The following is a 15,038-nucleotide window of genomic DNA, read 5'->3' as shown; positions in this document are numbered from 1 at the left end:
ATCCCCCTGCCTTCTTCCCGCATCCCGGGGTGAGGGACGCGACCGAGGGCAGGGGACCGACTGCGACTGCGACTGCGACTACGACTGCGACTGCGACTGCGACGCACGGCCCGGCCGCCGCCCAGCTTGCCGGGCCGTGCCACGAGAGAGCAGCATCCCGGCGAGGGCGCCACGGTGTCAGGGCCCTCGAAGAGCACGAAGGCCGTCACTCGGCTCCACCGTTTCTCGTGGCCGTCTCGATGCGCCCCCCCACGGCCGTTTCGACGCGCGCACGCCCCCCTCGACGGCGGACGACCGGCGCTCCGCACGCCGAGCGCCTCCCGGTCCGGTTCAAGTGCCGTGTCCTGCCCGGTCCTTGATCGTTCCAAGTGACGTGGAGATGAGCGCTGCTTGGACCCGGGGCACGGGCCGGACGCTTCCGGCCGCGGTACTCACGATGCTGCTGGCCGGGGGCTGCGCCGGGCCGCCGCAACCGGCGCTGCCGACCTCGGAGCGGGCACGCAGCGACCTGATCAAGGCCGCACAGCAGATCTTGGTGGACCGGTGCATGACCGCCCACGGCACCGCGGATCCGTCCGCCTCGCAGGAGGACGCACTCTTCGGGACGGACCCGGCCGAACTGGAGGTCACCCTCGCCACCGGTCACACCGTCCGTACGCACACGGACGGCTGCCTGGCCCGGGCGCACCGCCATCTCTACGGCGACCAGGCCCGCTGGTTCCGCGCCGAGGTCACCGTCAACAACCTGCGCCCGGAGGCGCAGGCCCGCCTCCGGCAGGATCCCCGGTACCGGGCAGCGCTCGCGCGCCGGGCCGCCTGCCCCGAGGGAGACACCCGTTGTGCGCGGGACAGCGGGCTGGACGACCTGCGGGCCCGGCTGGAGCCCGCCCGGCTCGACGCCGTCCGCGCCGCACACCGCGAGGACATCGCCACATACGAGCAGCTGCGCGACCGCGCACTGCGCCGCGCGGCCCGGCTGCTGGCCGGCCGCCCCACCCCCCACCAGAAAGGTCCCGATCCGTCATGACGAAAAGCAGGCTGTCCACCGCCGTCGCAGCGGTGTTCCTCCTCCTCGCCGGCGCTCTCGGCACGGCCGGCACGGCAGGCGCCGCCGACTGCCCCCGCGGTGAGTTCTGCGTCTGGCAGAACGCCCACTTCTCCGGCCAGCGTGCCAACTGGTCCGGCGACGACCGCTGGTGGGAGAGCTGGATCGCGGACACGGACTCCTCCTGGGCCAACCACGGGATCTCCGGGCCCGGCATCAAGGACCACGTCAGGGTCTACTCCAGCGCCAGTCTGGGCGGACACATGACGATCTGTCTCACCCCCGGCCAGGAAGTCGGCTACAACGGCGCGGCCAACGACCGGGGCGATTCCCACACCTGGGCCATGAGCTGCTGACACGCCGCACGACCGGAGCCCCTGCCGACGCACGTCACGCAGGGGCTTCGCACGTCGCCCCGCCCCGAACGCGTGAGACCGGGCCGGCGAGATCCGCGTGCCCCGCAGGCCTGCTATCGGGAGACGGGCTTCCTGACACGGGCGGACTCGTCCTGCAGGAGCAGGGAGAGCAAGGAGGCCACGGAGAGGCCGGCTTCGGCCGGGTGGCGCAGCACCTTGTCCGGCTCGATGCGGTAGGTGTTCGTGCGTCCGTCCCGGGTGTGGGAGAGGTAACCGTCCTGCTCCAGATCAACGATGATCCGCGAGACGGCACGTTCCGTGAGACGGCAGCGGGCAGCGATGTCGCGGATGCGGACGTTCGGGTTGTCGGCAATGACTGCCAGTACGCGCGCGTGGCTTGTGATGAACGTCCATCCGCTGTGGGACTCGGGCACTCCGACCATGCGCAGCATTTTAGAGGAGCTTGTTGCCGGAACGTAGATACGTGACATACTTTTCATGCAACATATGACGTGCTCCCCTCGGGGATCCACAGAAGGAGCCCGACCATGCCCTGGGACGAGGCCGGCGCGCCGGCGCTCACGCGCGACACCGGCGCCGAGACGCTGCCGGAACGGGCCATCGCGTCTGCCTCGGAAGGGGCCGCGGTCCTGCAGTACGAATGGCGCGGGGCCTGGGTCGTCGTCGCCCGCGGCTCCTACGACATGGACTCGATCACGCCATTGGCGGACGCGCTGGCGGTCGCGGTCCGCGAGCATCCGAAGGTGATCCTGGACGCCTCGGGCATCACCTTCGCCGACTCGACCCTGCTGAACCTGCTCATCCTCACCCACCAGGCAGGCGCCCTGCGGGTCGTGGAGCCGTCGGCGCAGCTGCAGCGGCTCTGCGAGATCACCGGAGTCGACACCATCCTGGAGACCCGGGATTCCTTGGACGTCGCCGCCGTCTCCTGAGCGGGCCCGCCTCGCGCCCGCCCGCGCAGCGCGGGTTCGGGGCGCACTGGCGCGGTTCGGCCGAGGATGACGGGTCTGCTTTGTTCAGGGCTTGAAACGTGGGTTAACCTGCGGCGTATTTCCACCTCGCATACACATCTGTGACCGTGGAACACGCTTGCACGACAACCGGGCCGCACTTCGGTTCGGGGGGTTCCGAGTCCTCGGCTTCGAGGGCTCTTGGGGAGCGGAACGAGGGTGCGCATGACCAGCGACAGCACTGGGGTCGTCGATGCGGTGCCGGGTGATCAGGAGTTGCGCCGGCTGCTCGCCGGCCTGACAGCGGTCCGCGACGGGGACTTCGGTACCCGGCTGCCGGACGACGCGGACGGCCTCATGGGCGACATCGCCACGGTCTTCAACGGCATGGTCGACCAGCTGTCCGTGTTCACCTCCGAAGTCACCCGGGTGGCCCGTGAGGTCGGCACCGAGGGCACGCTCGGCGGACAGGCGGAGGTGCCGGGAGTCTCGGGCACCTGGGCCGACCTGACCGACTCGGTGAACGCGATGGCGGGCAACCTCACCACCCAGGTCCGCGACATCGCCCAAGTGGCCACGGCGGTTGCCAAGGGCGACCTCTCGCAGAAGATCGACGTGCCCGCCCGCGGTGAGATCCTGCAGCTGAAGGAGACCGTCAACACGATGGTCGACCAGTTGTCGGCCTTCGCGGACGAGGTCACCCGGGTGGCCCGCGAGGTCGGCAGCGAGGGACGGCTCGGCGGCCAGGCGCAGGTGCCCGGCGTGGCGGGCGTCTGGCGTGACCTCACCGACTCCGTGAACCACATGGCGGGCAACCTCACCAGCCAGGTCCGCTCCATCGCCCAGGTGACCACGGCGGTGGCCGAGGGCGACCTCTCGCAGAAGATCACCGTGGACGCGCGCGGGGAGATCCTGGAGCTGAAGAGCACCATCAACACGATGGTGGACCAGCTGTCCGCGTTCGCCGACGAGGTCACACGTGTGGCCCGTGAGGTCGGCACCGAGGGACGCCTCGGCGGCCAGGCGGACGTCAAGGGCGTCAAGGGCACCTGGCGCGACCTCACCGACTCCGTGAACTTCATGGCCGGCAACCTGACCGGCCAGGTCCGCAACATCGCCCTGGTGGCCACGGCCGTCGCCAAGGGCGACCTCTCGCAGAAGATCACCGTGGACGCGCGCGGGGAGATCCTGGAACTGAAGAGCACCATCAACACGATGGTGGACCAGCTGTCCGCTTTCGCCGACGAGGTCACACGTGTGGCCCGCGAGGTCGGCACCGAGGGACGCCTCGGCGGCCAGGCACAGGTGCGCGGTGTGTCGGGGACCTGGAAGGACCTCACCGACAACGTCAACGTCATGGCGTCGAACCTGACCGGCCAGGTCCGCTCCATCGCCCAGGTCGCCACCGCCGTGGCGCGCGGCGACCTGTCGCAGCGGATCACCGTGGAGGCCGCGGGCGAGGTCGCGGCACTGGCCGAGGTCATCAACACGATGGTCGACACGCTGTCGGCCTTCGCCGACGAGGTCACGCGTGTGGCCCGCGAGGTGGGAACCGAGGGGCGCCTCGGCGGCCAGGCGCACGTGCCGAACGTGGCCGGCACCTGGAAGGACCTCACCGACAACGTCAACTCGATGGCCAACAACCTCACCGGTCAGGTGCGCAACATCGCGCTCGTGACGACCGCGGTGGCCAGGGGAGACCTGTCGAAGAAGATCGACGTGGACGCCCGCGGTGAGATCCTCGAACTCAAGACGACCATCAACACGATGGTGGACCAGCTGTCGGCCTTCGCGGACGAGGTCACGCGCGTGGCCCGCGAGGTCGGCACCGAGGGACGCCTCGGCGGCCAGGCCGAGGTCGAGGGCGTCTCCGGCACCTGGAAGCGCCTGACGGAGAACGTCAACGAACTGGCGGGCAACCTGACCCGTCAGGTGCGGGCCATCGCCGAGGTCACCAGCGCCGTCGCCGAGGGCGACCTGACCCGGTCGATCAACGTGGAGGCGTCCGGCGAGGTCGCCGAGCTCAAGGACAACATCAACTCGATGGTGGAGTCCCTGCGCGAGACCACCCGGGCCAACCAGGAGCAGGACTGGCTCAAGACGAACCTCGCCCGGATCTCGAGCCTGATGCAGGGCCACCGCGACCTGCCCGTGGTCGCCGAGCTGATCATGGACGAGCTGGTCCCGCTGGTGTCGGCCCAGTACGGGGCCTTCTACCTCGCCGAGGACGGCGACGACGGGCCCGAACTGCGGCTCGTCGGCTCCTACGGCTATCCGGAGGAGAGCAGCCGGCCCTCCCGCATCGCCTTCGGCCGCACCCTGGTCGGACAGGCCGCGCGCAGTCGGCGCACCATCATGGTCGAGGAACTGCCGGACGGCTACGTCACCATCTCCTCGGGCCTCGGCCAGGTCGTGCCGTCCGCGCTGGTGCTGCTGCCCATCGTGGTGGAGGGCCAGGTCCTCGGCGTCATCGAGCTGGCGTCGGTCACGCGCTTCACCCAGATCCACCGTGACTTCCTGGCGCAGCTGATGGAGACCATCGGCGTCAACGTCAACACCATCGTGGCCAACGCCCGCACCGACGAGCTGCTGGTCGAGTCCCAGCGCCTGACCGTCGAACTCCAGGCCCGGTCCACCGAGCTGCAGGTGCAGCAGGAGGAACTGCAGCGCTCCAACGCGGAACTGGAGGAGAAGGCCTCGCTGCTGGTCGCGCAGAACCGGGACATCGAGGCGAAGAACCTGCAGATCGAGCAGGCGCGCCAGGAGCTGGAGACCCGTGCCCAGCAGCTGTCGCTGGCCTCCAAGTACAAGTCGGAGTTCCTGGCCAACATGAGCCACGAACTGCGCACCCCGCTCAACAGCCTGCTCATCCTCGCCCAGTTGCTCGCACAGAACCCCTCCCGCAACCTCACGCCCAAGCAGGTCGAGTACGCGCAGATCATCCACTCCGCCGGTTCGGACCTGCTGCAATTGATCAACGACATCCTCGACCTGTCGAAGGTCGAGGCCGGCAAGATGGACGTCACGCCCGAGCGGGTGACCCTGCGGCAGCTCATCGAGTACGTCGAGGCCACCTTCCGGCCGATGACGACGCAGAAGAGCCTCGAGTTCACGGTGACGACCGCGCCCGGTGCGCCCGCCGACGTGCTCACGGACGACTCCCGGCTGCGCCAGGTGCTGCGCAACCTCCTGTCGAACGCCGTGAAGTTCACCGAGCAGGGCGGCGTGGAACTGAGCATCGAGCCCGCCGACGACGACGAGGTGCCCGAAGGCGTGGTGCGGGGCGCCTCCGTGGTCGCCTTCCGCGTCAAGGACACCGGCATCGGCATCCCTGAGCAGCACCTGGAGACGATCTTCGGTGCCTTCCAGCAGGCGGACGGCACGACCAGCCGGAAGTACGGCGGTACGGGCCTCGGTCTGTCCATCACGCGGGAGATTGCCCAACTGCTCGGCGGCGCCGTCTCGGTGCACAGCACGCCCGGACAGGGCAGCACGTTCACGTTGTTCCTGCCCGTGGCACGCCCCGACTTCGAGGAACTGCTGCATTCCGGCAGGACGCTGGAGCGGGCCTCGGCGGAACCCGTGCCGGACGGACTGACCGGTTCGGTGCCGGTGCCCCAGATCGGGCCCGGTCCCCGGCCCCGGCGTCTGCTCGTCGTGGAGGAGCGGTCGCGCGGACTGCTGACGCTCGTCGCGGAGAGCGTGGTCGCCGACCTGACCCACGGCCGCTCCGACGGCGCTCAGCGTCCCGCGGTCGACATCATCACCGCCGTCGGGGCACAGGAGGCGGCCGGTGCCCTCGCGTCCGAGCCGTGCCACTGCGTCGTCCTGGAACTGGGCATGCCCGACGACGAGGCGTCCCGCTTCCTCCAGGCCCTGGAGGGCGATTCGGCGCTGACGAGCGTTCCGGTGCTGGTGCACAGCAGCCACCCCACGGACGTGCCCATGGACGAGACGCTGCGTTCGCGTTCGGAGGGCGGCGCACTGGAGTTGCTGTCCAGCCTCGACGAACTGCGCGAGCGCATCGCCCTGCACCTGTCCGCGGAGGAACCCGGGGACGTGCTCTCCCTCGTCCGGACCGAAGGGCCGCAGCACGTGGCGCCGCCCGCCGTCCACGACACGTCGGCCGGCCGCACCGTTCTCGTCGTCGACGACGACGCGCGGAACCTCTTCGCGCTGAGCGGGATCCTGGAGCTCCACGGCTTCCGCGTGCTGCACGCCGAGAACGGGCGCAGAGGCATCGAGACGCTGGTGAACAACCCGGACATCGCCCTGGTGCTGATGGATGTGATGATGCCGGAGATGGACGGTTACACCGCGACGGCCGAGATCCGCCGCATGCCGCAGTACGCCGACCTGCCCATCATCGCCGTCACGGCGAAGGCGATGCCGGGAGACAGGGACAAGAGCCTCGCCTCGGGGGCCAGCGACTACGTCACGAAGCCCGTCGACACGCGCGACCTCATGGCCTGCGTCCGCCGCTGGCTGCCCGTATGAGCACACCGGCGTCCGACCACCCGCGCACCTGCGGGCCGGACGCCCCGCAGGGCCTGTCCTTCCGCGCCCCAGGGCACTCCAGCCGAGGAGCTTGAACACCGTGAGCATGTCCGAGCAGCCGCGCGAGCCGGGTGACGGCGAGCCGAAGCGCGGTTCGGCCGCAGATCCGGAGTCCTCGCTGCCGTCGGTGACCTCAGAAGCGTCGTCCCCGGTCAGGGGCGGGGCGTCCGATTCCTCCGACGCACACGCGGCCCCCGGCGGGCCGTCGCAGGGCACCGATCACGCGCCGGAGTCCCGCGACGAGCCGCCCGCCGGCCCCGAGGACCTCTCACCCGCCTCTTCGGTGGGCCGGCTCGCCGCCACCGTGGAACGGCTCAGCCGGGAGGTGCGGGCCGCCCAGGCGGAGGCCGAAGGGCGTGCCCTGATCGAGCTCGCCAAGGGCGTCCTGGTCGAGCGGCTGCAGTGCGGCCCCGCCCAGGCGGCCCGACAGCTGAACCAGCTGGCCGAGCAGGCCCAGGTCACCCCTCTGGAACTCGCCGTCGACGTCATCAACCAGGCAGCCCGGGACCGGATGTCCGAGGTGACGGACGCCTTCCTCGCCGCCACCAGGGCCGCCGACGAGGCGGAGACCGAATCGGCCGCCGTACGCCTGCGCGTGGCGGAGAGCGGTGTCCTGGCGGCGGACGACGCCCAGGCCGTGGCGGACGCCCTGCTGGAGCAGGCGCTGCGTCCGCTCGGCGCGGCGGCCGTGGCCATATGGGCCGCTGGCGCCGACGGTTCGCTCACCCTGGCGGGCAGCGCCGGTTTCTCGCCGGCCGAGGCGGAGCGCTGGCGCTACGTCCCGCCGGACGTGGTGACCGTGGCGCGACGGGGGCTCATCGAGCGGGAGGGGCAGTGGATCCACACCCTCGGCGCGACCGGACTGCCCACCATCGGCCTGCGCCACCATCCGGACGGCGGCCGGGTCGCCCTGCCCGCCGGCACCGGGGGCCGCATCCACGGTGTGCTGGAGATCGCCTGGCCGACCCCGCAGGCGCCGCAACCCCCGCAGATCGTCCGGCAGATGGAGGCGCTGGCCGAACTGTGCGCCCACACCCTGGAGACGTACTCGCCGCCGCAGGGAGCGGCCCAGGAGCCGCGCGTGCTGCCGGACGCCGCCGAGCTGATGGACCTGGCCGACGGGCTGTACGACCCCGCCCTGGTCCTGGTGCCGCACCTGGACGGTGACGGGCACCTGGTGGACTTCCGCATCCAGCACGCGAACAACCGCTTCCTGGACCCGGCCGGCCGGCCGCGGGCGGTCGTGAACGGCGCGCTGCTCCTGGAGGCCTACCCGATGGCCGCCGGGGACAGCGAGTTGTTCCAGCGCGTCGAGCGGGTCTACGCCACCGGTGAGCCCTTCCGGGCCCGCCGCATGAACCTCACCGCACTCGTCGACCAGGTCCCCCTTTCGGCGGTCGCGGACATCAGCATCAGCCGCCATGGCATGTCCGTCCTCCTGATCTGGCGCATCGAGGACGAGACGGCACGGCTGGCGAGCCTCCTCCAGCACGCCCAAAGGCTGGGCCGTATCGGCGGGTTCGAGGAGAACGTGCTCACCGGCGAGATCACCTGGAACGGGCAGCTCTTCGACCTGTACGGGCGCCCGCAGACGAGCACCCCGGTGCCGCTGGAAGAGCTGCCGGCCCATGCGCACCCGGACGACGGCGTCTCCATCCGCCGTTTCCTGCGCACGCTGCTGCACCACCAGCGGCCGGCGGCCGCCGCCTTCCGGCTGCAGCGGCCGGACGGGGTGACCCGGCACATCCGGATCGTCGCCGAACCGGTGCTCGACACGGACGACCGGCTGCTCCTGGTGCGCGGCGCCTATCAGGACATCTCGGCCCAGCACTGGACCGAGGTGGCGCTCGCCGCCACCCGCGACCAGCTGGCGCACACCGAGCAGCAGGCCACCGAACGCAACCGGCTGACCCTGCAGCTGCAGCACGCCATCATGCCCCCCACCCAGGCCCCGCTCCAGGTGTCCGGCCTCCAGGTCGCCGTGCGCTACCGGCCCGCGGAGACCGAGCAACTGGTGGGCGGCGACTGGTACGACACCGTCGTGCTGCCGACCGGGCAGGTGCTGCTGTGCGTCGGGGACGTGGCAGGCCACGGCATCGAGGCCGCCACCAGCATGGTCGTCCTGCGCAACGCGTTGCGCGGTCTGGCGGTGACCGGCGCCGGGCCGGCGCAGTTGCTGTCGTGGCTCAACATCGTGGCGCACCATCTCACGGGTGCCGTCACCGCGACCGCCGTGTGCGGTCTGTACGACCCCGTCCGGCGGACGCTCCGCTGGGCCCGGGCCGGTCACCTGCCGCCCGTGCTCGTCAGGGACGCCGAAGCGGCCCCCCTGCCTCTGGTCAAGGGCCTGCTGCTGGGGGCCGTCCCCGAGGCCGTCTACGAGGAGACGGAGCTCCAGCTGGCTCCGGAGGACACCCTGTTGATGTACACGGACGGTCTGGTCGAACGCCGTGACCGGCCGGTGGAGGAGTCCCTGACCCACCTCCTGACCACAGCCCGCGCGGCGCCGAGCACCCTCGACCAGCAGCTGGACCGCCTGTTGACCTACAGCAAGTCGGACACCGACGACGACACGTGCATCGTGGGTATCCGGGTCGGGTGAGGGGCAGCGACGAGGCGGCGCGCGGAGCGGCTCCGCCGCCCCTCGCGCGTCACGGTCGCGGCAGGATGCCCGAGGGGATCACCGCGTCCTCGGCCTTGTCCCCCGCGGGGAGTCGGTCGGCGTACCGGCCTCGGTCCACACCAGCTTCTTGAACTGCTCCGGGGTGAGCGCTCCCTGCCACGGGGTGCCGCCCGGGCAGAACACCGAGGAGCAGTCGGGGCAGTAGTGCGCGGGCCGCCACAAGCGCTCGGCGCGCTGTGCACCGGCCTCGGCCGCGGCCTTCTCCCTGCCGTCGCTCCGCGCGACCACGATGGTCCCGACGAAGCAGAGCAGCGCGAAGGCCGCCCCGCCGACCAGGTACAGCGGCTTGTCCTGGTGCACGCCGACGTGGGCGAGGGCGATGCCCATGCCGGTCAGCACCATGCCCTCCGCGATGTGCATGCACCCGTCGCCGGCCGGCCGAACAGGTCGTTGCGCATCGCACCCTTGCCACCGCGCGCCTGCTCCACCGTCAGGGCCCGGCTGCCGCCACACCTCGGACACACCGCTCCGACGGGCTCTCCGGCCCTCTCGTCCGCCACGATGATCAGCCTATCGGTGGGCCCTGTTCGCGATGCCGGACATCGCACCGGCGTCGTCCGGCGGCCCGGCGCCCGGCGTGGGCCGGGCGCCGGGCATCGGCCGTGGGCCGTAGCGCCGGCACACGGCTCCTAACCCTCGTACCGGGGCGTCCACTGCGCCCGGGCGACGGCCTCGCGCAGGTCCTCCTCCGTCGCCTGCGGGGCCACCCCGTCCTCGACGGCGGCGAGGGCCGCGGCCAGCGCGATCTCGCGGGCGGACTCCCGCATCCCGGTCAGCGGCGGCAGCAGCGGCACGGGGAGGTCGTCGCCCTCCGCCGCCCGCACCGCGCACCGCGCGACGGCCCGGGCAGCGGCCACGAGCATGCGGTCCGTGACCCTGGTGGCCCCGCTCGCGGTCACCGCCAGGCCCATGGCCGGGAAGACGTACACGTTGTTCGACTGCGCCACGGGGACCTCGCGCCCGTCGACCTTCAGCGGCGGGAAGGGCGAACCGGTGGCGATCAGCGCCCGCCCGTCGGTCCAGCGGGTGAGGTCCGCGGGGTCGGCCTCGGAGTGCGAGGTGGGGTTGGACAACGGGAAGACCACGGGCCGTTCGCAGGTCGACGCCATCTGCCGCACGGTCTCCTCGGTGAAGGCGCCGTGCGCCGTCGACAGCCCGATGAGCGCCGTCGGCTCCACGCGGCGCACCACCTCGGCCAGGCCGGTGCCGTCCCAGTCGGCCACCTCGCTGTCGTCGCGCGCGAACACCCGCTGTTGCGGGGTCAGTTCGGAACGCGAGGAGACCAGCAGCCCGTCGACGTCGAGGATCCAGAACCGTGCCGTGGCCTCGTCCTCGGCAAGTCCCTCGTCGACCATGGCGGTACGGATCATGTCGGCGACGCCGATGGCGGCCGATCCGGCGCCCAGGATCACCACACGCTGCTCCGGCAACGGGGTCCCGGCCACGTCCGCCGCGGTGGACAGGGCACCGAGTGTGACGGCCGCGGTGCCCTGGATGTCGTCGTTGAAAGTGAGCAGCCGGTCGCGGTAGCGGGTGAGGATCGGGTACGCGTGGGCGGTGGCGAAGTCCTCCCACTGCAGCAGCGTCCCGGGGAGTTCCGCCTCGACCGCCGAGACGAACGCCTCGATCATCTCGTCGTACTCGGCGCCGGTCAGCCGCCGGGCGCGCCGGCCCAGGTAGCGGGGGTTGTCGAGCAGGGTCTCGTTGTCGGTGCCGACGTCCAGCAGGATCGGCAGCGTGCGGGCCGGGTGGATGCCGCCGATCGCCGTGTAGAGACTGAGCTTGCCGACGGGGATGCCCATGCCGCCGACGCCCTGGTCGCCCAGGCCGAGGATGCGCTGGCCGTCGGTGACGACGATGACGTCCACGTCGTGGTCACGGTGCGGACGGTTGCGCAGGATGTCCCGGAAGCGGTGCCGGTCCTCCCAGGTCAGGAACAGGCCGCGGGGCCGCCGGTAGATCTCGCTGAAGCGCCGGCAGGCCTCACCCACCGTGGGCGTGTAGACCACGGGCAGCAGCTCTTCCAGGTACTCGGTGACCAGGCGGTAGAAGAGCACCTCGTTGGTGTCCTGGAGCTGGCGCAGGTAGATGTGCCGGTTGAGGGGTTTGTCGTAGCCGTGGAACGCCTCGTAGGCGCGGGCGACCTGCTCGTCGAGGGTCTCCACGGCGGGTGGCAGCAGTCCGTCGATGCCCAGCTCCTCGCGTTCGCGCCGGCTGAAGGCGGTGCCCTTGTTGACCAGGGGGTCGGCCAGCGTCGTGACGGCGGGGCTGGTGGTGGGGCGAGGGCGATGTGTCGGCTGGTCCATGAGGTGACGCCTTCCCGTGACACGCGCGTTCGTGCGGGTGACGTGTGCCATCCGGACGAAACCGGCTCAGGGCAAACGCCCCTTGGCCACTGAAGAGTTCCGTCCTGCCGCCCGGTCACCTCGTGCGCCCGGACCGCCGGTGTCCCCGGGGAGGCGGCGGGTCTCCGGGGCGCCGAGGCCGGCGGGTGACCACCCCGAACAGCCCAATCACACTGCGCCGGAGGAGGCGAACGTGGATGAGCGGTGTGACGGTGGTGGAAGGGATGCGTGTGCACACCGGGACCGCGTGCACACCGGGACCGCGTGCACACCGGGACCGCTCGCACGCGGGGACTGCTCGCACACAGGGACGAGGAGACGCAATGGCGCAGGCACTGGTCGAGGGTGGCGCGAAGGGCGCGGCCACGATGGGCGGCGCGCGCCCGTCCCCGGGTGTCTTCGAGCAGCTCAGCGCCGTCGCCGACGCGGTCCTCTACGAGGGCTACCTCCTCTACCCCTACCGCCGCTCCTCCACGAAGAACCGCGTCCGCTGGCAGTTCGGCGTGCTGTTCCCCCGCGACTGGGTGGAGGCGGACGGCCCCGTCAGCCCCGGTGTCTCCGGCTCCGCCGACTCCTGGTACCAGCAGACCGAGTGCCTGCTGCGGATCCGTCAGCCGGACGGCGCCCGCGTACGCGTGCGGGTCCGCTACCTCCAGATGCAGCGCAAGCAGGTGGAAGAAGCGGGCCGCCCCGTCGAGTCGCTGCACGGCGCCGACGGCACGGTGCAGCTGACCTTCGACGAGGCCCTGCCGCGCGAGTGCGAGGTGGAGGTGCCGCTCGACGAACTCCTCCGGGGCGGACGCGCCGTCGCCGTGGGCGCCGCGGCGGGCGAGGACGTCGAGCCGCTGCCCGACGGCACGGGGCGGGTGGTGCGAAGCCGGGAGGAGATCCGGGCCGAGACCACCCTCACCGCCGAACGGCTCTCCGAGGACCTCTGCCGGATCCGCGTGCGCACGGCGAACACCGCACCCGCACCGCGCCCGGGTACCGCCCGGGACGAGGCACTGCGCCGGGCCCTCATCGCCACCCACACCCTCGTCGGCGGCGACGGGCTGGAGTTCGTCTCGCTGATCGATCCCCCGGCGGAGCTGCAGGCACCGGTGCGCGCGTGCCGCAACGAGTTCACCTTTCCCGTGCTGGGAGGCGAGGCCGGGAACACCGGACCCGTCCTGCTGTCCGCGCCGATCATCCTGCCCGACCACCCCCAAGTGGCACCTGAGAGCCCCGGTGACCTGCACGACGCCGCGGAGATCGACGAGATCCTCACGCTGCGCACGATGCTGCTGACCGATGAGGAGAAGCGCGAGGCGCGCGCCACCGACCCGCGGGCGGCGGCGATCCTCGACCGCGTCGACACCATGCCGCAGGAGGTCTTCGAACGGCTGCACGGCGCCGTCCGCTCCCTGACACCGGCCACTCCCACGGCGTCCCCCGACCCTTTCCCGGCCACCGTCACTCCCACGGCGTCCGCCGACCCCTTTCCGGCCACCGTCACTCCCACGGCGTCCGCCGACCCTTTCCCGTCCACCGTCACTCCCACGGCGTCCGCCGACCCCTTCCCGGCCACCGCCACCCCCACGGCGCCCGCCGACCGCCCCGCCTGGTGGCACGAAGGGGCCGACGACGGTCTCTCCCCGGCCACCGACACCGTGCTCGTCGACGGCGTCCGGCTCGGCGGCGGCAGCCGCGTGCGGCTGCGCCCCCGGGGACGCGGTGCCGACGCCCAGGACATGTTCCTGGCCGGACGGACCGCCGAAGTCGCCGCCGTCTTCCACGATGTGGACGGCAGTGTGCACCTCGCCGTCACCCTCGACGACGACCCGGCCGCCGAACTGAACCACTGGTACGGCCGCTTCCACTACTTCCGGCCCGACGAGCTCGAACCCCTCGAGCCCGCCGGATCCCCGGACGAGCCGTCGGCACCGGCTCCCGCCGCAGCTCTTGCGCGGCACACGTCCGACTCCGAGACCCCCGCAGCGGAGGCCGAGTGACATGACCACTCACAGCAGCACCGAAGAAGTCAGCAAGGAACCCGAACGGTCCGAGGTCCGGCAGGGCATCGACGAGATCCACATCCTCTGGATCTCCGAGGGCATGAGCTGTGACGGCGACACCGTCTCCCTCACCGCCGCCGACCAGCCCTCCATCGAGGACCTGGTGCTCGGGCTGATCCCGGGCCTGCCGAAGGTGAACCTGGTCAACAAGGTGCTCTCGCCCAGCCTGGGCGGCGAGGACTTCCTGGCGCCCTACCGGGCCGCCGTACGTGGCGAGTTGGGCCCGTTCATCCTCGTCATCGAGGGCTCGATCCCCAACCAGAACATCATCGAGGGCGACGGCTACTGGACGTCCTTCGGCAACGACCCGGAGACCGGCGAGCCGCAGACCCTCAACTGGTGGATCGACCAGCTGGCCCCCAAGGCCTGGGCGGTGGTCGCCGCAGGCACCTGCGCCACCTTCGGCGGCATCCACGCCATGTCCGGCAACCCGACCGGCTGCATGGGCCTGGCGGACTACCTGGGCTGGGACTACACCTCCCAGGCCGGCCTGCCCGTCGTCAACGTGCCCGGCTGCCCGATCCAGCCCGAGAACTTCATGGAGACCCTGATCTGGGTCCTCTACCACGCGGCCGGCTCCGCGCCCCCGCCGCCGCTGGACCACATGCTGCGGCCCCAGTGGCTGTTCGGGAAGACGGTCCACGAGGGCTGCGACCGGGGCTCGTACTACGAGCAGGCCAACTTCGCCGCGGACTACAACTCGCCCAAGTGCCTCGTGAAGACGGGCTGCTGGGGGCCGGTCGTCAACTGCAACGTGCCCAAGCGCGGGTGGATGGGCGGCATCGGCGGCTGCCCCAACGTCGGCGGCATCTGCATCGGCTGCACGATGCCCGGCTTCCCCGACGCCTTCATGCCGTTCATGGACGAGCCTCCGGGCAGCACCCTGTCGTCCCTGGTCATCAAGCCGTACGGGGCCGTCGTGCGCCGACTGCGCGGCATGACCAACGAACTCGTCAACCACGAGCCCAGATGGCGCCACAACCAGCGCAAGCTGACCAGCGGTTACGACCCGCACTGGCGCGCCTGA

Annotated in this window: 10 protein-coding genes; 7 read left to right on the top strand and 3 right to left on the bottom strand. The window is 71.4% G+C overall.

The features are described 5' to 3' along the window. The first annotated feature begins 379 nt into the window (after positions 1-379). Positions 380-1,027, top strand: coding sequence for a hypothetical protein (locus tag AB0F04_RS24695; RefSeq protein WP_362044585.1), 648 nt, complete (start codon positions 380-382; stop codon positions 1,025-1,027). Further along, a complete protein-coding gene (locus tag AB0F04_RS24690) occupies positions 1,024-1,401 on the top strand; it encodes a peptidase inhibitor family I36 protein (RefSeq protein ID WP_362044583.1) in 378 nt (125 codons plus the stop codon). Before AB0F04_RS24695 ends, AB0F04_RS24690 begins: the two co-directional genes overlap by 4 nt. Before the next feature lie 113 nt (positions 1,402-1,514). Here AB0F04_RS24690 and AB0F04_RS24685 read toward each other — a convergent pair whose 3' ends face one another. Continuing rightward, positions 1,515-1,844 (bottom strand): helix-turn-helix domain-containing protein, encoded by a 330-nt coding sequence (locus AB0F04_RS24685; protein ID WP_362044581.1) that lies wholly within the window; start codon positions 1,842-1,844, stop codon positions 1,515-1,517. A 105-nt stretch (positions 1,845-1,949) separates the two neighbouring features. Here AB0F04_RS24685 and AB0F04_RS24680 point away from each other — a divergent pair, with 105 nt between their 5' ends. The 3 genes from AB0F04_RS24680 (at position 1,950) to AB0F04_RS24670 (ending at position 9,531) form a co-directional block, all read left to right on the top strand. Continuing rightward, the gene (locus AB0F04_RS24680; protein WP_362044579.1) at positions 1,950-2,354 is read left to right on the top strand and encodes an STAS domain-containing protein; all 405 of its coding nucleotides are present in this window, start codon (positions 1,950-1,952) and stop codon (positions 2,352-2,354) included. Between the two features lie 243 nt (positions 2,355-2,597). Continuing rightward, positions 2,598-6,869, top strand: coding sequence for a HAMP domain-containing protein (locus AB0F04_RS24675; RefSeq protein WP_362044577.1), 4,272 nt, complete (start codon positions 2,598-2,600; stop codon positions 6,867-6,869). A gap of 100 nt (positions 6,870-6,969) precedes the next feature. Next, positions 6,970-9,531, top strand: coding sequence for a SpoIIE family protein phosphatase (locus AB0F04_RS24670; RefSeq protein ID WP_362044575.1), 2,562 nt, complete (start codon positions 6,970-6,972; stop codon positions 9,529-9,531). Between the two features lie 78 nt (positions 9,532-9,609). On the opposite strand, the gene AB0F04_RS24665 is transcribed toward AB0F04_RS24670, so the two are convergent. Both AB0F04_RS24665 and AB0F04_RS24660 read right to left on the bottom strand, forming a co-directional pair. Next, positions 9,610-9,972, bottom strand: a complete 363-nt coding sequence (locus tag AB0F04_RS24665; protein WP_362044573.1) for an MrpF/PhaF family protein — start codon at positions 9,970-9,972, stop codon at positions 9,610-9,612. Positions 9,973-10,241: 269 nt separating this feature from the next. Continuing rightward, positions 10,242-11,918 (bottom strand): NAD-dependent malic enzyme, encoded by a 1,677-nt coding sequence (locus AB0F04_RS24660; protein WP_362044571.1) that lies wholly within the window; start codon positions 11,916-11,918, stop codon positions 10,242-10,244. 362 nt (positions 11,919-12,280) lie between these two features. On the opposite strand from AB0F04_RS24660, the gene AB0F04_RS24655 reads away from it, so the two are divergent. Both AB0F04_RS24655 and AB0F04_RS24650 read left to right on the top strand, forming a co-directional pair. Then, on the top strand, positions 12,281-13,948 hold the full coding sequence (locus tag AB0F04_RS24655; RefSeq protein ID WP_362044569.1) for a hypothetical protein: 1,668 nt from the start codon (positions 12,281-12,283) through the stop codon (positions 13,946-13,948). Position 13,949: 1 nt separating this feature from the next. Further along, positions 13,950-15,038 carry a hydrogenase expression protein HypE gene (locus AB0F04_RS24650; RefSeq protein ID WP_053672768.1) on the top strand — a complete coding sequence of 363 codons (1,089 nt, stop codon included), beginning with the start codon at positions 13,950-13,952 and terminating at the stop codon, positions 15,036-15,038.

It is taken from the genome of Streptomyces sp. NPDC029041, from assembly GCF_040637515.1.
Classification (GTDB): domain Bacteria; phylum Actinomycetota; class Actinomycetes; order Streptomycetales; family Streptomycetaceae; genus Streptomyces.
Note: the sequence above shows the minus strand (reverse complement) of the source record. Positions and strands in the feature narration are given on the sequence as shown.